Annotated in this window: 20 protein-coding genes; 14 read left to right on the top strand and 6 right to left on the bottom strand. The window is 65.3% G+C overall.

Translation table 11 applies throughout. The annotated features are described in order from the left end of the window. Positions 1-180 precede the first annotated feature (180 nt). Positions 181-1206: a DUF4037 domain-containing protein gene (locus E1263_RS22655; RefSeq protein WP_132170569.1), complete on the top strand. Its 1026-nt coding sequence runs from the start codon at positions 181-183 to the stop codon at positions 1204-1206. Here the strand turns inward: E1263_RS22655 and E1263_RS22650 are convergent. Next, complete coding sequence (locus E1263_RS22650) at positions 1194-2936, bottom strand: ABC transporter ATP-binding protein (RefSeq protein ID WP_132170567.1); 1743 nt, start codon at positions 2934-2936, stop codon at positions 1194-1196. The two genes, E1263_RS22655 and E1263_RS22650, sit on opposite strands and share 13 nt — an antisense overlap. Before the next feature lie 96 nt (positions 2937-3032). On the opposite strand from E1263_RS22650, the gene E1263_RS22645 reads away from it, so the two are divergent. The 4 genes from E1263_RS22645 (at position 3033) to E1263_RS22630 (ending at position 7566) form a co-directional block, all read left to right on the top strand. After that, positions 3033-3653 (top strand): TetR/AcrR family transcriptional regulator, encoded by a 621-nt coding sequence (locus tag E1263_RS22645; protein ID WP_132170565.1) that lies wholly within the window; start codon positions 3033-3035, stop codon positions 3651-3653. Between the two features lies 1 nt (position 3654). Continuing rightward, positions 3655-4884, top strand: coding sequence for an RNA polymerase sigma factor (locus E1263_RS22640; protein WP_132170563.1), 1230 nt, complete (start codon positions 3655-3657; stop codon positions 4882-4884). Positions 4885-5038: 154 nt separating this feature from the next. After that, positions 5039-6355 (top strand): acyl-CoA dehydrogenase family protein, encoded by a 1317-nt coding sequence (locus tag E1263_RS22635; protein ID WP_132170561.1) that lies wholly within the window; start codon positions 5039-5041, stop codon positions 6353-6355. Further along, on the top strand, positions 6355-7566 hold the full coding sequence (locus E1263_RS22630; protein WP_132170559.1) for an acyl-CoA dehydrogenase family protein: 1212 nt from the start codon (positions 6355-6357) through the stop codon (positions 7564-7566). Before E1263_RS22635 ends, E1263_RS22630 begins: the two co-directional genes overlap by 1 nt. Positions 7567-7606: 40 nt before the next feature. On the opposite strand, the gene E1263_RS22625 is transcribed toward E1263_RS22630, so the two are convergent. Beyond that, the gene (locus tag E1263_RS22625; protein ID WP_132170557.1) at positions 7607-8566 is read right to left on the bottom strand and encodes a tyrosine-type recombinase/integrase; all 960 of its coding nucleotides are present in this window, start codon (positions 8564-8566) and stop codon (positions 7607-7609) included. Positions 8567-9054: 488 nt separating this feature from the next. Between E1263_RS22625 and E1263_RS22620 the strand changes: the two genes are divergently transcribed. Continuing rightward, a complete protein-coding gene (locus E1263_RS22620) occupies positions 9055-9882 on the top strand; it encodes a hypothetical protein (RefSeq protein ID WP_132170555.1) in 828 nt (275 codons plus the stop codon). Between the two features lie 239 nt (positions 9883-10121). On the opposite strand, the gene E1263_RS22615 is transcribed toward E1263_RS22620, so the two are convergent. Continuing rightward, positions 10122-11906, bottom strand: a complete 1785-nt coding sequence (locus E1263_RS22615) for a hypothetical protein (RefSeq protein WP_132170553.1) — start codon at positions 11904-11906, stop codon at positions 10122-10124. 824 nt (positions 11907-12730) lie between these two features. Here E1263_RS22615 and E1263_RS22610 point away from each other — a divergent pair. The 7 genes from E1263_RS22610 (at position 12731) to E1263_RS44080 (ending at position 19335) form a co-directional block, all read left to right on the top strand. Then, the gene (locus E1263_RS22610; RefSeq protein WP_132170551.1) at positions 12731-13141 is read left to right on the top strand and encodes a hypothetical protein; all 411 of its coding nucleotides are present in this window, start codon (positions 12731-12733) and stop codon (positions 13139-13141) included. Between the two features lie 156 nt (positions 13142-13297). Next, positions 13298-15394: an NACHT domain-containing protein gene (locus E1263_RS22605; protein WP_132170549.1), complete on the top strand. Its 2097-nt coding sequence runs from the start codon at positions 13298-13300 to the stop codon at positions 15392-15394. A gap of 367 nt (positions 15395-15761) precedes the next feature. Then, positions 15762-16346 (top strand): hypothetical protein, encoded by a 585-nt coding sequence (locus E1263_RS22600; RefSeq protein ID WP_165956723.1) that lies wholly within the window; start codon positions 15762-15764, stop codon positions 16344-16346. Positions 16347-16476: 130 nt separating this feature from the next. Next, complete coding sequence (locus tag E1263_RS22595; protein ID WP_165956722.1) at positions 16477-16968, top strand: acyl-CoA dehydrogenase family protein; 492 nt, start codon at positions 16477-16479, stop codon at positions 16966-16968. Then, the gene (locus E1263_RS22590) at positions 16969-18045 is read left to right on the top strand and encodes a polyprenyl synthetase family protein (RefSeq protein WP_132170543.1); all 1077 of its coding nucleotides are present in this window, start codon (positions 16969-16971) and stop codon (positions 18043-18045) included. It abuts the gene before it with no gap. A 71-nt stretch (positions 18046-18116) separates the two neighbouring features. Next, positions 18117-18956, top strand: a complete 840-nt coding sequence (locus E1263_RS22585) for a DUF3800 domain-containing protein (protein ID WP_132170541.1) — start codon at positions 18117-18119, stop codon at positions 18954-18956. Positions 18957-19206: 250 nt separating this feature from the next. Further along, positions 19207-19335, top strand: a complete 129-nt coding sequence (locus tag E1263_RS44080) for a hypothetical protein (RefSeq protein WP_272949684.1) — start codon at positions 19207-19209, stop codon at positions 19333-19335. A 32-nt stretch (positions 19336-19367) separates the two neighbouring features. Here E1263_RS44080 and E1263_RS22580 read toward each other — a convergent pair whose 3' ends face one another. Both E1263_RS22580 and E1263_RS22575 read right to left on the bottom strand, forming a co-directional pair. Next, positions 19368-20192 carry an alpha/beta hydrolase gene (locus E1263_RS22580; protein ID WP_132170539.1) on the bottom strand — a complete coding sequence of 275 codons (825 nt, stop codon included), beginning with the start codon at positions 20190-20192 and terminating at the stop codon, positions 19368-19370. Then, entirely contained in the window at positions 20189-20872 is a 684-nt protein-coding gene (locus E1263_RS22575) for an MBL fold metallo-hydrolase (RefSeq protein WP_132170537.1), read from the bottom strand. The genes E1263_RS22580 and E1263_RS22575 overlap by 4 nt, the downstream gene beginning before the upstream one ends. A 94-nt stretch (positions 20873-20966) precedes the next feature. Here E1263_RS22575 and E1263_RS22570 point away from each other — a divergent pair, with 94 nt between their 5' ends. Next, positions 20967-21572, top strand: a complete 606-nt coding sequence (locus E1263_RS22570) for a TetR/AcrR family transcriptional regulator (RefSeq protein ID WP_202869000.1) — start codon at positions 20967-20969, stop codon at positions 21570-21572. A gap of 54 nt (positions 21573-21626) precedes the next feature. On the opposite strand, the gene E1263_RS22565 is transcribed toward E1263_RS22570, so the two are convergent. After that, entirely contained in the window at positions 21627-22010 is a 384-nt protein-coding gene (locus tag E1263_RS22565) for a RidA family protein (RefSeq protein WP_165956721.1), read from the bottom strand. Between the last annotated feature and the right edge of the window lie 63 nt (positions 22011-22073).

Raw genomic sequence — 22073 nt, 5'->3', positions numbered from 1 at the left:
GGGTGGGTGCAGACGTGGTCCCGCAGCGAGTCGACCGACAGATCCAATTGAAGACCCGAAGTCAGTGAGTGGGTGAGTCAGGAAGACCGCTGCGGGACCACGCCAACCATTCTCACTGTGAGTGGGGGCGGTCCGGCTCCCTCGGTAAACCGGTGGACCGGATAGGTGTTCGCCTGAAGGATGTGCCTGGTGACTGGATTCAGATCGGCTCGGGAGCTCAGCGCGGCGTTCTATGACGACGTGATTCGGCCGGTAGTCGCCGTACCGCATGCGGCCGGACTGCTCGGCTGGGGATCAGATGTCCTCGGCTACGACACCGAGCGGTCGATGGATCACGGCTGGGGGCCGCGGCTGCAGATCTTCGTGGACGACCCAGCTCCCGTGCGGGACGCAGTTGAGAGAGCGCTCCCCGACACGTACGACGGGCATCCGGTGCGGATCGGCTGGGATACCCAGGAGCCGATCCACCACATCACGGTGACGACGCTCGGCGACTGGCTTGTCGACCTGCTCGGCTTCGACGCCTCGGCCGGGATCAGCACAGCCGACTGGTTGATCACGCCGCAGCAGAAGCTGCTGGGAGTCGTCGCCGGACCCGTGTACGCCGATGACGGCCGGCTCGCGCAGATTCGCCAGCAACTCGACTGGTATCCGGACGACATCTGGCGCTGGTCGCTCGGCTGCCAGTGGGCCCGCATCGGCCAAGAAGAACCCTTCGTCCAACGCACCCACGAGGTTGGCGACGACCTGGGATCACGAGTCCTGGCAGCTCGACTCGTGCGCGACCTGATGCGGCTGGCGCTCCTGCAGTCGCGGGTCTACGCGCCGTACTCGAAATGGTTCGGTACGGCGTTCGCCGGGCTCAAGCACCCGGATGGGCTCGACCGCGTCCTGGCCGATGTACTTGCCGCGGACAACCTTCCGGCTCGCGAACAAGCGTTGACGACCGCGTACCGGCTGCTGGGGGAGCGGCACAACGCGCTGGCGATCACGCCGGCCATCGACGCGAGCCCGCGACCGTTCCACGAGCGGCCGGCGCTGGTGCTCGGCGCCGAGCGGTTCGCCGAAGCTTGTCTGGCGACAGTGCAAGACTCCGGGCTGCGGACGTTGCCGTCGATCGGCACGGTGGACCAGTTCGCCGACAACACCGACCTGCTGAGCAACCCGTCGGCGTACCGTCGCCTGCTGGGCGCCTACGCGACCTGAGTCGCGATCCGGAGCGCCGCGATCAGGTCGCGGTACAGGTCGTCGGTGGCCAGCAATTCGTGATGCTTGCCCCGGGCCCGGATCGTTCCGGACTCCAGTACGACGATCTGGTCGGCGTCGATGACCGTCGACAGCCGGTGCGCGATCGTGAGGACGGCACCGGTCTGCGCGACCCGGTCGATCACTTCGTGGACGGCGGCCTCGGTCAGTCCGTCGAGTTGAGCGGTAGCTTCGTCGAGCAGCAGGATCTCCGGCGTACTCACCAGAGCGCGAGACAGCGCTATCCGTTGTCGCTCGCCGCCGGAGATGACCGCGGTGGACAGGGACGTGTCGAGCCCGTCGGGAAGCGCCCGGACCCGCTCGTCGAGCCGAACCGCGCGCAACGCCTCCCACAGCGTCTCCTCGTCAGCATCCTGGTGGGTGTAGAGAAGGTTCTCCCGAAGCGTTCCTGGGACCAGAGGTGTGTCCTGTTCGACGTACACGATCCGGCGCCGCAAGTCCTCGAGAGACCACTCGTCCAGCGGTATCCCATCCAGCACGAGCCGGCCGCTGTCGGGGTTCAGGAAGCGCAGCAGCAGCGAGAACATCGTGGTCTTGCCCGCACCGGACGGGCCGACGATGGCGGTGTGCCCGATCCGTGGAATCTCCAGACTCACGTCGGACAAGGCCGGTGCCGAACCCGGCGCATACCGGGCGGTCACGCCCTCGAAGCTGAGTGCTGATCGGGCCAGATCCCCGCTCGTACGACGTTCGCCGCCGGCGTCCTCGGCCTCGAGTTCGAGCGCGTCGATCTCGCGGATCCGCGTTGCCGCCGCGATCCCGGACTGAAGCGCGCTCACCGTCGTGGTCAGCGAGGTCACCGGCTCCATCAACTGGAACGTGTACAGCAGGAACGCGACCAGGCTGGAGACCGCCAGCAGACCCGAACTGACCCGCCACGCGCCGAGGCCGAGGATCAGCAGCGTCGCCAAGCCGATCCCGAAACCCGCTACGGTCATCGCAACCGCCTGGTACCGCACGGCGCGCACGCTCTGCCGCGCGGACTCGGCCGCCTCGGTGATGACGCGATCGCTCTCCCGGGTCTCGGCGCGGCTCGCTTTCACGGTCCGGATCGCCCGCAACGCGCCCTCCAGCGCACCCCCGAGCCGACCTACCGCGCCCTGGGCCTGCTCCTGAGCTCTGGCCATCGGCGGCATCAGCAAAGCCACGATCACGCCGACCACCACGAGCGCACCCAGAGTCGTTGCCAGGAGCACCCCGTCGAGCAGTGCCATCAGAATCAAGGCGCCGACCAGCGAGATCACACCGTTCACCAACTGCACCAGGCTCGATGCCGCAGCCTCCCGCAGCAGAACGGTGTCCGAGGTAACGCGGGTGACCAGCTCGCCGGGCGAGCGGGCGGCCAATTCACCGACGCGCACCCGGAGCAGCCGCCGCACCATCGAACTCCGCGCGTCCAGTACGACGCGCTCGCCCATCCGCCCGAGCAGGATCCACTGCACGAGCCCCAGTCCCGAGCTCACGATCAGCAGCCCGACCAGCAGCATCACGGTCGGTGCGATCGGGTTGGCGGCGGCCAATCCGTCCAGCACCGACTTCGACACCATCGGCGTCGCCAGCGCGGCTGCCGTCGTACCGAGTCCTAGCGCCAACCCGATCAGCAATGTCTGCCGGTGCGGCCGGACGAACGACCACAGCATCCGCAGGTTCTGCCACCGCTCGGACCTCATCTGATTCTCCCCTCGTCTGAAGCACGAGAGTAGCTTAATGGGACATTGATGTCCTAAAAATAAACATCGCAGACTGATCGAGCTACAGTGCTGCTCATGGCAGACAGCACCAGCGAGTCCGAATCGGGGACTCGGAGCCGGACCCGGCGGGCGATCATCGAGGCCGCGGTACTGGCGTTCGGACGGCAGCGCAACGCGTCGCTCGGGGAGATCGCGATCGAGGCGAAGGTCGCGCGGAGCACGCTGCACCGGTACTTCCCGGATCGTGAGGCGCTGATCCGGGCCATGGCCGACGACCTGCTGGAGCTGGTCGAGCGGACTGTCGACGAAGCCGATCTGGGAACTGGTCCGCCGCGGCTCGCTTTTCAGCGGCTGATCGCCGGCTGGTTCGAGCTCGGGCCGCGGCTGTTCTTCCTGTTCAACGAGCCGAGCCTCGGTAGTCCCGAGCAGGCGCCCTGGGTCAAAGACTTCTTCGCCCGCCTGGATCAGGCCGGCAAGCCGCTGGAGGGTCTGATCGCCCGCGGTCACGCCGAGGGTGTCTTCGCCCAGTCGCTCCCACCGGCCTGGATCAACCGAATGCTGTGGTGGTCGGTCTACATCGCCTGTGAAGCGGTGGCCGAAGGTGAGTTCACCCGGTACGCCGCGCCTGCCATCCTCCTGCAAACCCTGGAGACCGGTCTCTTGACGCCCGGTGCCGGTGACCCCACGAGGGGATGAGATGGCCGGTGTGGAGGAGTTGCTGCGTGAGTTGACTCCGCAGGTGCTCGGGTTCCTGACTCGTCGCTACGGACAGTTCGACCTGTGCGAGGACGCCGTCCAGGAGGCATTGCTGGCGGCGGCGACCCAGTGGCCGGCGGACGGCATACCGGCGAACCCGCGGGGCTGGCTGATCACGGTCGCGACGCGGCGGCTGACGGATCAGTTCCGCAGTGAGAGTTCGCGGCGCCGGCGTGAGGACTCGGTCGCCGCAATGGCCGGTCCCGAAGTCGCTCCGGCTGCAGATTCTCTGGACGCGCCGGAGGGCGACGACACGCTCACGTTGCTCCTGCTGTGCTGCCATCCGGCGGTGACGCCGGCCTCGCAGGTCGCGCTCACCCTGCGCGCGGTCGGCGGCCTCACCACGGCCGAGATTGCGCACGCGTTCATGGTGCCCGAGGCAACGATGGCCCCGCGGATCAGTCGGGCGAAGAAGAGCATCAAGAACGCCGGGAGCCGGTTCGAGCTGCCGCCGGCCGAGGAGCTCGCGGATCGGGTTCGCGTCGTACGGCAGGTGCTCTACCTGATCTTCAACGAGGGCTACACGGCGAGCTCCGGCGAATCGTTGCAGCGCGTCGAGCTGACCGCCGAGGCCATCCGGCTGACCCGGATGCTGAGTGCTGCTCTGCCCGATGACGGCGAGGTTGCGGGTCTGCTTGCGCTGATGCTGCTGACCGATTCCCGCCGAGCTGCACGCGCGACCGCCGACGGTTCGCTGATCCCGATCGACGAACAAGATCGCGCTCTCTGGGATCACGACCAGATCTCCGAAGGCGCCGCGCTCATCCTGGCGACCATGTCGCGTGGCGGCGTCGGCCCGTACCAACTGCAGGCCGCGATCGCCGCCGTACATGCCGAGGCGCCGAGCGCCGACGCCACCGACTGGCCGCAGATCCACGCGCTCTACCTGATCCTCGAGAAGCTGGCCCCGAATCCGATGGTCACCCTGAACCGCGCAATCGCTCTCTCCCAGGTCGACGGTCCCCAGGCGGGCCTCGACCTGCTTGCCACTCTCGACGACGATAAGAACCTCGTCGAGTCCCACCGCCTGGACGCGGTCCGCGCGCACCTCCACGAACGCGCCGGCAACCTGGCGACGGCCCACGCCCTCTACCTGTCCGCCGCCCGCCGCACCACCAGCCTCCCCGAGCAGCGCTACCTCACCGCCAAAGCCGCCGCCGTAACCCCGTAAATCCGCGCCACCAGTCGGGGGCGTGCACTCCGGGTCGTGGGCTTGCACAGGTAATGCCTTGTTCACGCCCACCAGCTCCTGTTCACACCCCCAGGAGCTGGCGTGTGGGCTGGGTCACGTGACTCGGGTTGTAACTTCGGTTTACAGTGACGGTATGAGCCTTCTGGAGCGGACGCGTGGGCGTGAGCGGCGACGCGATGTCATCGGGGTCGGGGTCGCCTGGCTGAACCGGCTGGCCAAGTCGCGCACGATCGACCGGTTCGGCTGGCGCAAGCAGACCGAGCGGGTCGTGTTCGAGGCGACCAAGAGCGGTTTCCGGACCGCGGGAGCGCTCTCCCGGAGTTTCTCGGCCGCGTCGAAGCTGACGAAACCGTCGCGGTTGCCGGCCGCGCGGGGGACCGGCAAGTTCGACCTGACGCCGACCGAGGACCAGCAGACGGTCGTCGAGGTGGTTCGCGAGTTCGCCGCCGAGGTGCTGCGCCCGGCCGCCGCAGTCGCGGACAGCGAGTGCGTGACCGAGCCGAAGGTGCTGACCGCCTCTGCCGACCTCGGACTGAGCCTGATCGAGGTCCCCGAGGAGCTCGGCGGCATCGTCACCGAACGCTCCGCGATGACCGGCGTACTCGTCGCGGAAGCGCTCTCGCACGGCGACATGGGTCAGGCTGTCGCGTGCCTCGCCCCGGCCGCAGTCAGTACGGCGATCTCCCTGTGGGGCGACGAGACCCAGCAGGCGACGTATCTCCCGGCGTTCACCGGCGACTCGGTTGCCGCCGCAGCGCTCGCGATCCTGGAACCGCGCCCGCTCTTCGACCCGTTCGACCTCAAGACCCGAGTGGTCGGCGGCAAGCTGACCGGCGTGAAGTCGCTGGTCCCGCGCGGCGCCGAGGCCGAGCTCTTCGTCATCGCCGCCCAGCTCGAGAACGGCGGCCCGGCACTCTTCCTGGTCGAGTCCGGCCACCCCGGCATCACGATCGAGGCCGAGCCGTCGATGGGCCTCCGCGCCGCATCCCTCAGTCGCGTGATCCTGGACGACGTACCGGCTGTTCAGCTGGGCACCTTCGACGACTACATCGAGTGCGTCCGGCTCTCCCGACTCAGCTGGTGCGCGCTTTCCCTCGGTACGGCGAAGGCCGTGCTCGACTATGTGACGCCGTACGTGAATGAGCGCACCGCGTTCGGTGAGCCGATCAGTCATCGCCAGTCGGTCGCCTTCATGGTCGCGAATATCGCGATCGAGCTCGAAGGCATGCGCCTGGTGACGTATCGGGCCGGATCGCGAGCAGAGCAAGGACTTTCGTTCGCCCGCGAGGTCGCCCTCGCCCGCCGCCTCTGCGCCGACAAGGGCATGCAGATCGGCACCGACGGCGTACAGCTCCTCGGTGGGCACGGCTTCGTGAAGGAACACCCGGTCGAACGCTGGTACCGCGACCTGCGGGCCATCGGCATCATGGAAGGCGTGGTACTGGTCTGATGATCAACCTCGAGACGCCCCGCAAGTTCCGGGCCTTCGTCAACCAGGCGCACCAGGTCGCCGCCGAGATGCTCCGGCCGAACTCGCGCCGCTACGACCTTGCCGAGCACGAGTATCCGGTCGAGCTCGACATGCTCGCCGCCATGGTCGACGGATTAGGGGCCTCAGGCACCAGTTCGGGAGCCGGTGCCGCTGGAGTTCGCCGTACTGAAGGCAACGAAGACAAGGGTGTGAAGAACGGCTCGAACCTCTCCTCGGTCCTCTCCATCATGGAGATGTCGTGGGGCGACGTCGGTCTGCTGCTCTCGATGCCGCGCCAGGGCCTGGGCAACTCCGCCATCGCCTCGGTCGCCTCCGACGAGCAGCTCCGCCGCTTCGACGGTGTCTGGGCGGCCATGGCCATCACCGAACCCGAGTGCGGCTCCGACTCCGCCAACATCCGCACGACCGCCCGCCAGGACGGCGACGACTACGTCATCAACGGCGAGAAGATCTTCGTCACCGCCGGCGGCCGCTGCGACGCGATCGTCGTCTGGGCCACCCTCGACAAGGATGCCGGCCGCGCCGCGATCAAGTCCTTCGTCGTCGGAAAGGACACCCCCGGCGTCACCGTCGAACGCCTCGAACACAAACTCGGCATCCGCGCCTCCGACACCGCCACCATCCGCTTCGAAAACGCCCGAGTCCCGGCCGCCAACCTCCTCGGCTCCCCGGACATCGACCCCGCCAAAGGCTTCGGCGGCGTCATGCAGACCTTCGACAACACCCGCCCCCTGGTAGCCGCCATGGCCGTAGGCGTAGCAAGAGCGTCCCTGGAACTAACCAGAGACCTCCTCTCCGAGGCCGGCGTAGAAATCAACTACGACCGCCCCACCCACCTCCAGCCGGCAGCCGCAGCCACCTACCTTCAACTAGAAGCCGACTGGGAAGCCTCCCACCTCCTGGCCCTTCAAGCCGCCTGGATGGCCGACAACGGCCGCCCCAACTCGCTGGAAGCCTCGATCGCCAAAGCCAAAGCCGGCCGCACCGCCAACGACGTCACCCTCCGCTGCGTAGAACTCACCGGCACCCTCGGCTACTCCGAGAACCACCTCCTCGAGAAGTGGTCCCGCGACAGCAAAATCCTCGACATCTTCGAAGGAACCCAGCAGATCCAGCAACTCATCGTCGCCCGCCGTCTCCTCGGCAAAACGTCGGCCGAGCTGAAATAGCCTTGTAGACAAAGGGATCCGGAGCTGGCTGCAGGAATCATCAGACCAGCTCCGGACCCAGCTCGGGTTCCTCGTAGCCAGCCACGATTTCGGGCCTGCTCCGTCGCTGCTCCGTCAGCCGCAAACCAAGTCGCTCGAGCCGACGGTCCACGGCCTGACGGGCCCGGTCGTGGGACGAGGGAAGCATATGCGTGTACATCTGCAGAGTGAAGCCCGGATCGTAGTGACCGAGATACTCGGAGAGCTCTTTGATGTTGACTCCGTCGGCGAGGGTGATGCTGGCGAAGTAGTGGCGTAGAGCATGCATGCCGGCTGTGTAGTCAGCTTGGTAGTGCTTCCGGCCTCGCTTGTCCTTGGCCGGTGGCGGGATGACGCCCGCAGCGACGATCGCCGGCTTCCAGACCAGCAGGTTGTACAGATCGGCCCGGAGCGCCCTGTCGTCACCCCAGGTGAAGAGAAGCGCATGCGTCCGTAGTTCGCCGTCGACTTGCTCCCACGGCAGAGTGATGTTCGTCGTACCGAACGTCTTGATGTGTTCCTTGACTAACTCGGCCAGGCGCGGTGACATCGGAACGATGCGCTCTTTGTCGTTCTTCGGCAGTGCATAGATCCACTCTTGCCCGAGTCGCTTGATCTGCCGCCGGACTCTGATCACGCCTTCGTCGAAGTCGAAGTCCTCAAGCGCCAGCCCGAACAGCTCACCCTGACGCAGCCCCGCAGCCGACCCAATGGTCGGGATGAGCCGGTACCGCTCTGGGTGAGCCGCGATGATCTGCTCGACTGTCTCGTCCGCCCAGGCAACGACCTGCGAAAACCGCCTCGGCGGCTTCTTCACGACCTTCGACTGCCCCGGGTTCCGCTTGATGAGCTCATCGGCCGCCGCAAGCTCGAGACACCCGTTCAGCACCAGAAACGCACTACGAGCCGTCGACGGCCCGTATGTCGTCATCAAGTCTGTCAGCCACACCGCAATCTCGGACGGCAAGATGCTCTTGACCATCCGCTTCCCAAAAGTCGGCGCAACATGAAGCCGCCACTTAGACTCGTACTGAATCGCGCTGGCCGGGTCGATCGTCCGAGACTTGATCCACCGCGCCCAGATCTCCTCGAGCCGAACCTTCCCAGCATTCGGATCCAGGTAGTCCCCCCGATCTCTATCCGTCTCCTTCCCCGACGCATACCGCAACGCCTCTGTCTTCGTCGCGAAAGCCTTAGACCGCTCAGCTCCCCGAGGGTCGATCCAAACCCCCAACCACCGCTTCCCCCGCCCCCACCGGGCGTCATTCCGCTCCCGCGTGACCTTTCCGTCCGCCTGTGTAACCGCCCGTGTCCACTGATCCTTCGCATACGCCACCGCCTACCTCCCAATCACCGAGTCGACGGCGCTCAACGTCTGGACTGGGGAGGTTTCTGTGCGCGGCTAGCGGTGATCGGCCGCCCAGGGAGAAATTGGCGGTACTTGCTGGAGCATCGTGGCACCATTGAGAGGTGCGTACGGAAGGGTGCTCGCCTCCACACGAGCCGGACCTCAGTGATTCAGCTGAACGGGCTGCCTACCACTTGGTCCCGGTGCTCCTGGGCGGCGGCGTCACAGCCGAACAGCGCGACTGTTGCGGACGTCAGGGCGCGGTCGACTTCCTGCTGCGGTACCCCGACGGCCGTGAGGCCGCACTGGAGGTGACGTCCGAGGCGATGCCGCGTGCCCGGCAACTCAACAGTCTCCTGGAGAACAAAGCCCTGCCCAACCCAGGTAACTGGACTTGGTCGGCAACCGTCGGCGACCCACGCGACTTGCCGGAGTTGGACGCCCGGTGTGAGCGAATCATCCTGGCCTGTGAAGCCGCCGGAATTCGGGAGCCCAGGTACGCCTACGAGTTGTGGCCAGCGAACTCGGACATCAACTGGTTGATGCGGTCGTCCGTCGACATGTACGGATCACCTGATCTGCCCAAGGTGAGCGACGGCCGCGAAGTTCCATTCAACGTCACGCCTGGCTCGATCGGCGGAGGAACCAGCGAGACCCTGAATGAATTCGGTGAGGTCTTCCAGGACCTTCTGGGTCTGGAGAACGTTCAGCGTCACGTCGCGAAGCTGGTGAGGTCGGGGCAGACAGAACGGCATCTCTTTCTGGTCTGCGGCATGACGGCCTTGCCGTATTCAGTCTTCTCGGCTCTCGCCCTCCGGGACGTCATGCCGCCGACTAGCCCGCCGCTACCCGTCGGCGTCACGCACCTATGGCTGATGGTGGAGTTCAGCCGATGGGTATTCCTTGTCGCAACCGAGGGCATGACCCGATTCGAACGTCCAGCGGCGTAGCCCCTCGCTGCCTCGGCAGCCGTCAGGCGCTCAAACCCCGAACCCGCTGATTTGCAGCCCAGGTTGATCACGGGTTGCCGAAGATGAGTAGAAACCCTTGCTGGTAACGGAGCTGGTGATGAACAGGTGCTCAGTAGTTGTCATTGCTGCTCATCCTCTCGCGCTGATTGAGGTGCGTAAAGAGGTGTCCTCTGGCCGGAGCAGGGCATGATGCCCTCTGGTGAGGGCCGGTCAGGTTGTCATTCGGCCGTGTCTACCGTGACTTGTGGTTCCTCTGCCGGGCGGAAGCGGACGGCCCTCTGTCCGTTGAGTTCTGCTGGAAGCTCTGGAGCGAAGTTGGAGTAGACGGCATCACTCGAGTGCGGAACGATGCGGACCGTGTTGCCGTCGACTGAATCGACTTGCGCCGACAAGGCGGTTCGATCCATGTAGCCGAGGGGCAGGGTCGTGCTGTTGATGGGCGCGGATAGCGGTTCGAACAGTGAAATCTGGTAGTGGTCGCCCGGGTTGAGGGCGATCTCTTCATGCTTTTCGAACGTCAAGTCGGTCCAGCTGCCGACCGACGTCTTGCCGCGGATCAGCGAGGCTGCCCGGCGAATCTGGCGGATGTCTTCGGAGCTCAATATCTCGACATCAGGTACCTGCACAGGGACATTTGTGACTGTCTGGATTGTGTCGAGGTCTTCCACGAAACCAGCAAGCGCGGGCTCAGCGAGTGGATCGCCGGCGGGGATCGCGGAGAAGTCACGGAACGGGCCGTACTCAGTGGAGGCCTGGAGGGTATTCGGGGTGGTGAGGGCAGCTGCGAATCGGAGTGCCGGAAGGACCTTCCGCGCATCCAGGCCTGCCACCGGCGCAAGCGTGAAGTTGCAGGTGCCGCTTAGCGCGGTGCCGTCCAGCAAGAATTCGGCGCTCAGCACGCCGGACTCGTCGGAGCCCTGGCCCCAGCTACCAGTCCTGTCCAAACCGGTAGCCGATGACATCGTGAATGTCAGCTCAGCCAGGCTCGTGCCATCTGGATCGACGATGCGCAGACGCCTGCGATGTACCGCTCCCTCGACTGCAGCCGGCGATAGCCGAATACGTCCGACCTCGCCGTCCGTGCTCAAGCCACCTGGAAGTCGGACGCTGAACGAAGCGGCGCCTTCAAAGGGCTTGCCGTACTTGCGCCAAGTCTCGAAGGCGGCCCGGTCCTCGTCGTCGTCCTCGAAGCTGAACTCGAGTTTCATCGGGATTGGACGTTCTTCCAGCGACTGTGGCGACCGTGCGTAGATCTTGACCGTCAGCCATCGATCATCGGAGATCTGTTCTTGTGTCGCGGCGACCAGCCGCGGCTCGGAGTGCAGATCAGGCGGTCTGAGGTCGAGGCTGTAGCCGTAGCGAAAGTGGGGATCCGTATCGAGGACCCGATCCAGTCGTGAGAGATGGTCACGGATGTCGCCTGGCTCGAGGACTGCAGCCGATCCTTCGCCGGGCGCAGCGGAGTCGTGAACTCGGAGAGCGGAGTCCACCCGGAGCAGGGCGGCAAGATCCGCTACCGCATCTCGCAAGCGGTCGCGGCCGCCGTGCAGGTAGTAGTCGATGACCCTTGGATAATCCCCCGCGAGAGTCTCGCAGAAGTTGAGCCCCTTCCAGGCGATGATCCGGTCCGGTGCTTCGAGCCATTCGTTGATCGTGTCCAGCTCGGCGGCTGTGACCTCCAGATCGCTGTCCTCGGCGAGCGCTTCAACAGCCCGAGCCGGGGTCTCCTCGAACCAGTCCTGCAGATTGTTCAACGTGGGATCCAGCGGCGTCACCAGGTACCAGTCGTTGAGGGGCACTTTCCCACGCACCAGTGCAATCAGGACACGGCGAAATGACTTGTCGATCTGGGCCTTCTGGTTCGTATCCAGATTGGTTGCGAACTTCTTGACCTGGTAAACGTCCCACCGAGCGGGTGTGTGGCTCGTCGGCACGATGACATCGATGCCGAAGTCGCCTTGCGACGGGCGAATCCGCAGCGCGTGTTCGTTCCAGTTGTACATCAGGTTGGCGAGGACCGTCTCGACCTCTTCACCGCTGAGCGCCGACCACTCAACTCGAGCCATCTTCATTCTCCAATCGCGCCAGTATGCGACTTGCTCCCCATAATGAACGGGATCTCTCCCGCCCGGATCTCGCCTCGCACGACACTGCACTGGCTGTCGGACGGGAGGTTGTCCGTGTCAGAGCGGGTGGAGACCCAGGCCCTGGCCGTCGGAGAGGATGCCTGGTTCCGGATCTGTGCGCCGAAGGGTCGGGACTCGAACTCCTAACCACTGCTTTACCGGACCAGGGTTGCTGTTGTCCCTCGGCGATGCTCGGAAGTTGTCGCTGACTTGGTCACTCTCCAATGGAGAGTGACTGTCGTTGGCCACAACTGACCGCCGTATGCCGCTCAATCCAATGAGTAAAACCGTGAGTCCCTGTCACCGATGCGCCCGGCTTCGACTGGATCGCGCCGCAGCCGGCTCGCCAACGATGGCAGGCCCAGAAGCTCGGGGACGCAGACTGTCGGGACCCGCCTCCGAGTAAGATGTTCCTACCTGATGGCCGAGGCCCAACGCGTACCTTGACGACTTATCTAGAGCCTGCGCCCCGTCCACTCGGCGAACTCCGCAATGACTGATTTGCAGCCGAAGCTGATCGGTGATTGTCGCTGATGCGCAGAATCGCTTGCCGGTAAGAGATTCCGCAGCTCGCGCCTAGCGATACCGGTCGGCCACCGACGTACTGCTCCGCCAGTTGCCGCCCAGCCGCCTACCGGGCGCGTCGAGCCACGGCCAAGAAGTGTTAGGCCATACGGCACGTCCAGCCCTAGCCTCTAGTCATGACGCTGTGGACTCCGCCAGGTGCCGACCTTGGCGAACACGCTGGGCCGACACCTGATGAGCGCATGCGGCTCTTCATCGGGGGTCTGGATTCCCAGGGCAGGCCGGTGCCGGCGACATTCCGTCGCTTCCAGAAGCAGACGGAGACCTGGCCCGTCACAGCTACCACACCGGAAGGTCCGGCGATGTTGTTGAAGACGTCGCGTGAGATGTTCGCACACGGCTTCTACGTGTACGAATTCATTGCGACCTCGTGCGCCTGGGCGATCAACGCCGTCGAGACGGCGTTGAAGCTACGGCTGGAGCAACCGGGGTCGTTCAAAGAACTGATCACTGCCACGCAGGAGAGGGGCATCCTGTCCCCCCGAGGTCTGTTCGACCCTCGATGCGGGCCGCCAGATCCGAAATGACTTCGTCCACGACGGCAAACAACCGGTGTGGACGCTTGGAACGGCCGACGGAGCACTTCGTCGTCGCCGAGCTCTTCCCGGACAGCGAGCAAACCGACGCTGCTACTTGCTAGATTCCCCGCCGCAACACTTAGGGTGATCGTATGGGGGCAGAGAGTGGGTAGGCGTCGGTGGACCTATCGGTCAGCTCTCCTCGCCAGCGCAGGCAGCGCCGCGCTCGTCGTACTGATGATGGTGTGGTTGTTGAGGCGGACGGCAATGTCGGACGGCGCCGACGTTGCGACCGTGCTCGGCCTGACGGTCAGCCTCGCTACTGCTCTGGCCGGGTTCAGAGGACGACCGCCCGTCATCAACGAGACCATCCTCGCCGAGAAGGCGCGAGCGCTGGCTGCAGTGGTTTCGACGACCGAGGCCAGAGCTCTCGCTCAGCTCCTCGGCGACACAGGTGAGCCGCTGCCGGCCAACGTCGGCTACGCCCAGGTCGACGAGTCGCTGGTGGAGTGGCGATGCGACGGGGGTGAACAGACAGGCACACTGTCAACCATCAAGGCCTACTACGGTTCCCTGACGGTCGGTCGCCTGGTCGTGCTCGGAGAGGCGGGCTCCGGGAAGACCGTCGTGGCTCTGCGCCTCCTCCTCGACCAGATCGCGGCCTTACGGATTGCCCCAGCTGGCTTACAGCTGCGAGTTCCGCTGCGGATGAGTCTCCCGGCGTTCACAGCCACCGGCGAATCGAGCGCGGAGTTGCGTCGTGAGCTCGACCGCTGGATCTCGGGTGAGCTCGTCTCGACCTACAACGTCGAGCCGACGGTTGCGAGTGCGCTGCTCACCGGTGGCTGGATCCTCCCAATACTGGACGGGCTCGATGAGCTGGATGCCGAAAGCAGCTCTCCAGGCCGTGCACGGGATGTTCTGGCGGCACTCAATCTGGATGCAGGCCCGGTCATCGTGACATGCCGGACCAGGAGGTACCGCGAGATCACCGAAGGTGTCGTCGGCCAGGCGTTGCAAGATGCCACGGCCGTCACCCTGCAGCCTTTGGACGGCGCCCAAGTCATTGCCTGGTTGGAGCATCGTCTTCCGAGGGCCGCGGACCGCAAGCGCTGGCGACCGGTTCTCGCCAAGATCCGCGCACATCCACGAGGGCGCCTAGCCAGATGCCTGTCATCGCCACTGCGCCTCTACCTGGCGCTCACCGTCTACCGGAATCCGACGGCCGCCCCGAGACAGCTCTGCGAACTGCCGGCCGACGAGCTGGACGCGCATCTCTTCGGACAGCTCACCGTAGCGGTGACAGAGCTATATCCCCGCAAGGATGGTTCCCGCTACACGGCGGCTCAGGTCGAACGCTGGATGCAAACGCTGAGCGGACACCTGTCCAGCCTTACCGGCGCACAGGGGTCGACCTCGGACTTCGCCCTCAACGATCTGTGGCAATGTCACGGCAGCACGCCCGGCCGAAGGTTCCGACATCTAGCATTCATCCTTCTGCTCCCGATCATGTTTGGAGCCTCCTACGTCGGCCTCAAAGCCATGCTGGCCGGCACACCCGTACCGGGAGGGTCGCTCGTGACCCTTGGCTGGGCAATTCTGTTTGGTCGCATCCTGCATCTCGCGGTGTCCAGACGGCCGTTTCGTCCGGGAAGGACCGATCTCCGGCAGACCGGTTCACGCCGTACGTCGCGTGGCCTGAGATCTGCCGTGTTGGCAGGGATCAAGGCTGGGCCGAGCTGGGGAATGATCGCCATGCTCGGCTTCGGTCTGGCAACCAACGACCGGCCAACCGAGCCCCTGCAGATCCTGCGTGTCCTCGCCGGGCTCCTGGGCTTCGGCTTGACAGCAGGTTTGCTGTTTGGCGCCCTGGCCGGCTTGTGCATCGGGCTCTTTAACGGGATCACGGTCATCCACAACTCCGCGACGAAACCCAGCGAGCCACACCGTCACGCCGTCACATCCGCGCTTCTGTCAGCACTCGCGATCTCCGGGATGTTCGGCCTGATGAAGCTGGGCTCGCCGCTCATCACCGTGGTCTCCGGATTCGTGTTCGGGGTCGTCGCCAGCTTCGCCGTGTCCGGCGTCACGGCCTGGTACCCGCAGTACCTGTTGTACGTCTTCGCTCGCTCCAGAGCCGACGACCTCCCTCGCCGTCTTCCGGAGTTTCTCGACTGGGCCTACGACGCCGGCCTGCTTCGCATGTCCGGAACAAGAACCCAGTTCCGCCACCGCGAAGTCCAAGAGCACTTTGCCGCGTAGCACCCACCGATCACTTTGACGGGCCTGAGATGTCGAGGATGTAGACATTGAGCTTGCCGCCGAGCGTCATGTCAGACACCGACGTGCTGGAGCGGGCGCTGACTGCCTGCGTCGCCACGCAACTCCAGTTGCGTGACGAATGACAACAAGCTCCTGGTGACCGTGCTCACTCCCCGTTGAAGTCGGGGCTATAAGGGGGCGCGGCGCAGTAAAGAAAGTGTGCACTGAGCCATTGGAGTGTGGGCTCAGGGAGGCTGCTCGGGTCCGTGAGGAGCTGCGCGGTTAGCTGCGACACTGATGGGACGGTGGACGGCCACTCGTGTAGTGCACGCGCCGCGTAGCTGTCGTGCCAGGCGGGGTGATCCGGTTGATCGAGAAGGATCGCGAGGCGACCTACGACCTTGGTCCAACTCGGCATGCCCTTGTGATCTCGACCGTAGCTGAGGGCCGTCGGAACGAGCCAGCTGACCAGCGGGTCGCTGACACAGGTGTGGGCACGGAGCGAGAGCGGCAGGTTCGTCTGATCCTTGACATGGCGGGTGTAGGCGCCGAGGTGGCCGTAGCCGAGGTTGGAGAGTGTCCTCCCGCCGGCGCGGCTCTGGCGACGACCGGAGTGAACTTCGTGGTCGGCCAAGGTGCGATTGCCTTCGGTGCCAGTGCGGGCTTCCGGCCCTTGACGCTGCCGGTGTTCGCAGCGTTCACCGCGCTCGGTGTCATCGCAGGATTCGCTGGATGGTCGGTAGCGGTGAGGCGCGCCACGCGCCCGGGCGCGACCCTCCGGGTCCTCGTGCCGGCGGGGCTCCTCCTGTCGAGGATCCCGGTTCTGGTGCTGATGGCAACGAGCTTCATTCCCGAGATATCTGTCTCCGGCGCGATTGCTCTGATGCTCATGCATCTCGTGGTCGCCGCGGTGGCTCTGCCGGTCTATGCGCGGGTTCTTCCGGTGAAGTGACCATCGAGGGGCCGAGGTATTGATTCTGATGATGGGGGTCATCGGCAAGAAGAACCTTCCGGATCTGTTGCGTTCCGACTACTTTCAGTAGTTCCGTGGATGGCAGGGGAGGCGGACGCGATGGATTTGGGTGAGCCGTTCGTCGAGCTCGATTCGTCCCTCTTGTCCACTGGCCAGGCACTGGCAGTCGCGAGCGCGGACCTTCGCGCGGGAGTACGCCCTGCCGATCGGTCATCAGCTCGACCTGATGCCAGCCAAGGACGTGATCGTCCTGGGATCCCCGTACTTCGGCTTCATGTCCAAGACGCGCGAGGACTTCTTGCATCTGAGCGCGCCTCAGGACCTCGGAGGGTTCGGACTCACCTGCATCGAGGAGTACGTCGTACTGGAGGAGCTCGCCACTGGAGATGCGGCACTGGCGACGCGCCTGTTCATTACGCCGCTGGTCTTCCTGTACGCCTACAACCTCGGCAGCCCGGAGCTCATCGAAGAGCTGGCTGCGCCGTTCTACCGTGGTCAGCGCCCGGACTGGCTGGGCTGTTTCGCGATCACTGACGCCAATCATGGATCGGACGTGATCGCGGCGCATACCCGGATCTTCCCTCGAACGAACGGATCGTGAATGACCACGCTGACTCCGGCGGCGCCGTCGAAGAACTTCGCCTCGACGCGCGAGCGAGTCGAGGCCTGCCTGAATACCTTCCTGACCCGCAAGACCGCCGATGCCCGTACAGACGGGCTTGCGCCTCAGATGCCGGCAGTTCTGCAGGGCTTCATCGCCTCGGGTGGCAAGCGGCTTCGGCCGTTGCTGTGTGTTGCCGGCTGGCAGGCAGCGGGCGGGCGTGGCATCCCGGAATCGGTCATCCGAACAGCAGCCGCGTTGGAGATGTACCAGGCGTTCGCTCTGATTCATGACGATGTGATCGACAACAGTGCGATCCGGCGCTCGCAACCGGCCGTGCACGAAGCGTTGGCCCGTCAGTTTGCGAACTCGCCCGACCCGCGGCATCTGGGGGTCAGCGCGGCCATCCTGATCGGTGACATGGCGCTCACGTGGTCGCACGAACTCTTCATGACCGCCGATGTCCCGGCTGATCGCCGCGCCATTGTCGCAACCATCGTCGACGCCATGCGCGAGGAGATGCATCATGGCCAGTACCTCGACCTGCTGAGCGTGCTCCAGCCACTCGAGGACGAGCGGACGCCGCTGACCGTGATCCGCTACAAGACGGCGAAGTACACCGTTGAGCGACCGTTGCAGATCGGAGCCGCGCTGACAGGTGCCGGGCCCGATCTCTTGGCCGGCCTCAGCCGCTTCGCCTTGCCGTTGGGCGACGCATTTCAGCTTCGCGACGATCTGCTCGGCATCTTCGGTGACCCGGCGCTGACCGGCAAGCCGGTCCTGGGCGACCTCCAGGAAGGGAAGCACACCGTGCTGATGGCTCTCGCCGCCCGGCGTGCCAACCCCGGCCAACGCGACATTCTCGAGCGCAGGCTCGGTGACTCTGCGCTCGACGACGACGGGGCCGCCGAGATCATCGAGGTTATTCGTGCGACGGGCGCGGACGCCGAGGTCGAGTCGATGATCGCCGCCCGGTACGCCGAGGCGCTCGCCGTCCTGGACTCAGAGGCGTTCCCGCCGGACGCGACCGCGACCCTGATCAGGATTGCCCGAGCCGCTGTCGAGCGCGACTCGTGAGACAGGACCGGCCGATCTGCCCACCTGTACGCGCCTGATCAAAGCCATCACCACCTGGTAGGGGGACAGCCATGAAGTTGATCTTCCTCGACGACAGCATGCAGCGCGACCCGGCCCGGTGCCACCTGGGGGAGTTGGTGGCGCTGGGCGCGGTGATTGTTCCGAGTGCGCAGGTCGCAGGGTTCGCCGCTGACCTTTCGGCGATCAAGGATCGACTAGGGGTGCCTGCAGAGGAAGAGCTCAAGTGGAAACCGCCCAAAGGGTCGTTCCTCGCGGGAGCCGGAGGCTTGCTTGTCACCGAGCTTCGCCGCAGCGTTCTCGAGGCCGCAATTGCCCGCCAGATCACCTCGGTGGTTCATGTGCTCGACCACGGCCGTGTCTACAAGGAACGGGCCGTCGTCGACGTTGGTCAGGAATTGCTCAAGTGGACCTATGACAAGGTCGCCTGGGATCTGGACGCGGACGGCGCAGTCATGATCGCGGACAAGCCCGGCGGCGGGTCGGCCGAGGAATCACGATGGCTCGCGAACACCCTCGCGGTCACGAACGACGGCACCGCCTACACGGCACCCGGCAAGGTCATCCTTCCGGTGCTGACCGCCGCTTCTCATCACGTACCGCATCTCCAACTCGCGGACCTCATTACTGCTGCTACGACCGCGGCGGTGGCCGGTCGCCCGAGCGGAATGGATCTCGTACCGCTCCTGCTGCAGATTGCCCGCAAGAACTACCGCGAGTACGTCGGCGGCGCAGGAATCACTCTCTGGCCGCCGGACCTGCGAGACCTGCTCTACTGGATCTTCGACGAGGACATGTACACGAGCGGAGGCGTCGACGAACCTCTCGGGCCGACCGATTCTCCGTTCCTGGCCCCAGGAAGGCCCTTCCAGCAAGCCTCCGGCCTCGGCTGAGCCGGTGTCTGGTGTTGATGACGCAACGCTACCAATCGCGTGCTGAAGGATGATCCGATGCTTGCCGCGACTCCGCTCCTGTTCCAGGCCGTCACGGTGCGCACGATCACCAGGATGGTTCGTCGCGGCGAGATGGTTCGCCACGGCGCAGCGTGCGGACCGACGGGAACAAGTAGCCGGTCACTCTGTTTCGGCAGGCGACACCCAGTACGGTGATCGCCATGAGGTACGCAAGGACCTCTCTACGACCGTGGAACTCAAGATCCAGGCCTTCGCGAGCGCTGTTGATCGTGCCGCTACCCCGGACACGCTCGCCATTGTGCTGACCGACCTCAAGACGGTGCCGTGCGGCCCCTCCGATCTGCGTCAGATCGGATGAGAACGGACACCACCGGTCCCCGGCGGCTTGTGTCAGATGCGGGAGCTCAGCCAGGTCGTGAGGTCGTCGAGGACGGTCTCACGTTCGGGTTCGTTGAACAGTTGATGATGCAGACCGTCGTACAGCTTGAGCGTGCGGTCGGTGGAGGTCAGCGCGTTGTACAAGTGCTTGCTGTACTCCACCGGTGCAATCCGGTCGGCGGTGCCATGGAGAAGCAGCGTCGGCGTCAGCAGTGCCGAGAGCTTCTGTCTGGTCTCATTCATGGTGACCAGGGACTCGAAGCCCATCCGGGCGCGGACTCGGTGCCGAAACACCAGTGGGTCGGCGTAGAAGTCGGCCAGTGCCTGCGGGTCCCGCGTCGTCTGGTGCAGCGGTAACCGGCGGGTTCCCGTCCCAGGTGCTGTCTTGGCCAGGAGCCGGCCCAGTGCCATTGTCGTAGCGGAGGTCGGCGTCGGCCGTGCTGCGGTGCTGCACAGGACGAGCCCGTCGAGACTGGCCTGGTTCTGGAGCGCGTAGGCGAGGGCCAGCATCCCGCCCCAGCTGTGGCCCAGGAGGAAGAGCGGGTGCCCGGGCTGGGTACGACGCAGCGCTGTGACCGCCGCGCCGGTGTCCTTGAGATGGTCCCTGACGTGCGCGTTCGCCCGCGGTCCGTGGGATGCGCCGTGGCCGCGTTGGTCGAGAGCGGTGACTGCCCAGCCCTGCGAGGCGAGCTGCTCGGCCACGCGGTGGTAGCGGCCACCGTGGTCCCCCAGCCCGTGGATGATCATCACCGTTGCCTTTGTGTGGCCATCGGCAGGCCAGGTGTGCTGCTGGAGCAGCAGCCCGTCATGGCTGCGCCACTGGTGGACGGTCCTCATCGGATCTTGCCCGCGGCCTTGCGGTCCAGGCGCTTGACCAGAGTGTCGAGCTGGTAGGTGTTGCGCAGTGGCTTGCCGTGCGCGAAACACAGGAGACTCGGTGACAGGTCGGCGAGCCTTCTGATCGCTTCCCGATTGCGGGCACGGTCGATCGTGAACCCCGCTGGGGGTTCCTGAAGTCCGGATCCGGCCAGCGAGGGGCGCCGGTTGAGGACGTCACCCACGAGCGCAACCCGGTCGGCCTCCCGCCAGAACACGACGTGTCCGGGGGTGTGGCCTGGTGTCTCGAGGACGGTGAAGCCACCCACCATGTCGCCTTCGCGAAGTCGCGTCGTGACCAGGTGCGCCGGTCCGGCCCAGTGCCGCGTCTGCCATCGCGTCACCACATTGACCGGGGCAAGATCGGCAATGCTCCCCTCCTCCATCGCGTCGGCGTCCCCGGCCCCACACAACAGCGGAAGCCCGAGCTCCTCGCAGATGACGTGACTAGAGCCCTGGTGGTCGGCATGGGCGTGAGTGATGGCATGGGCGGTGACCGGTCGCCCCTTCAGCTGGCGCAGGATGCGCCCCGCTGCGTGCCGGGTGCCCGAGTCGACGACCACGTCGCCCATCAGGAACACGTTGATGGCGTGCGGCGGGAAGCCGCGAAGCAGGTACAGATCGTCGGCAAGCTTCTTCATGGCCCCTCATGAGTACGGTGGCGTATGGATACTGTGCCGTATGTTTATCCGGTGGCGCCGATTCCTGTCAATACGGTGCAGTATCCTCACGAACATGGCAGAGGTGGAACAGCCGCGATCTCCGCGTCTCTCGGTACAGGACTGGGAGGCCGCGGCGCTCGAGGCGATCGCGACAGGAGGACTCAGAGCCGTTGCTGTTGAGCCCCTAGCAAGGGTCCTAGGGGTCACCAAGGGCAGTTTCTACGCACACTTCCGCAACCGCCGCGAGCTCGTGGATGCGGCGCTGCGCAACTGGGAGAGATCGCACGGGGCAGAAGGACTGGCCGAGTTCGCCGCGATCTCGGACCCCAAGGAGAGGCTGCGCCAAGTCCTCGTCGGCGCCATCGCCTTCAGTCAGAGTGCCCGTCCCTCACCCCACCTTTCCCTGCTCGCCGAGATGGATGACGAGACGGTTCGCGCTGCCGTGCACCGCGTGAACGAGTCACGCGTCCAACTGATCGCTGACGCCTATCGGGAGCTGGGAATGCCCAGAGCGCAGGCTCGCCGGCGGGCGCAACTCGCCTACGCGGCCTACCTCGGCTTGCTCCAGCTTGCGCGAAGCGAACCCGACAAGATCGTGAGCGGAGCGGAGTTGAACAAGATGATCGATGAGGCCCTGGTCGCCCTGCTCCCCGTTCGGACAGCTCAAGACGGGGGCTGACGACTCAGCTGTTCTGGGCGCTTCCCGGCCCGTGAGGACCCAGGAGCCGGGGAGTCAGCCTGTGGTGAGGCGAACGTAGCCCTCGATCTCGAAGCGAAGGCGAGGATCGGCCGGCGCTGATACGACCGCGAGCGAGTGCCCGGGGTAGACACCGTCAGGGAACCATCGCGCATAGGTGGCGTCTCGTGCCTGGTAGAAGGCAGGAAGGTTCTCGGAACCGGCCACGAAGGTGAGCGGCCGCACGATCCGGTCGGCTCCGGCGGCGAGCTCTGACGACAGCGCGGTGAAGTTGGCGAAGATCTGCTCAGCCTGCAAGTACGGATCATCGAAGATCTCCCCGGTGGGGAGATTCCCGACCTGCCCGGAGATGAAGACGAGCTGCCCGGTCGGAGATGGCTGTACTTGCCGATCGGCGGCGCGATGCTCGCCGGGTTCCAAGGGTGTTCGCGGTCCATCGTGGATCCTCGTCCCGGGACGGTTGCCGCCCGGAATTCGTCTTCC

The sequence above is a fragment of the Kribbella antibiotica genome, from assembly GCF_004349055.1.
GTDB lineage: Bacteria > Actinomycetota > Actinomycetes > Propionibacteriales > Kribbellaceae > Kribbella > Kribbella antibiotica.
Note: the sequence above shows the minus strand (reverse complement) of the source record. Positions and strands in the feature narration are given on the sequence as shown.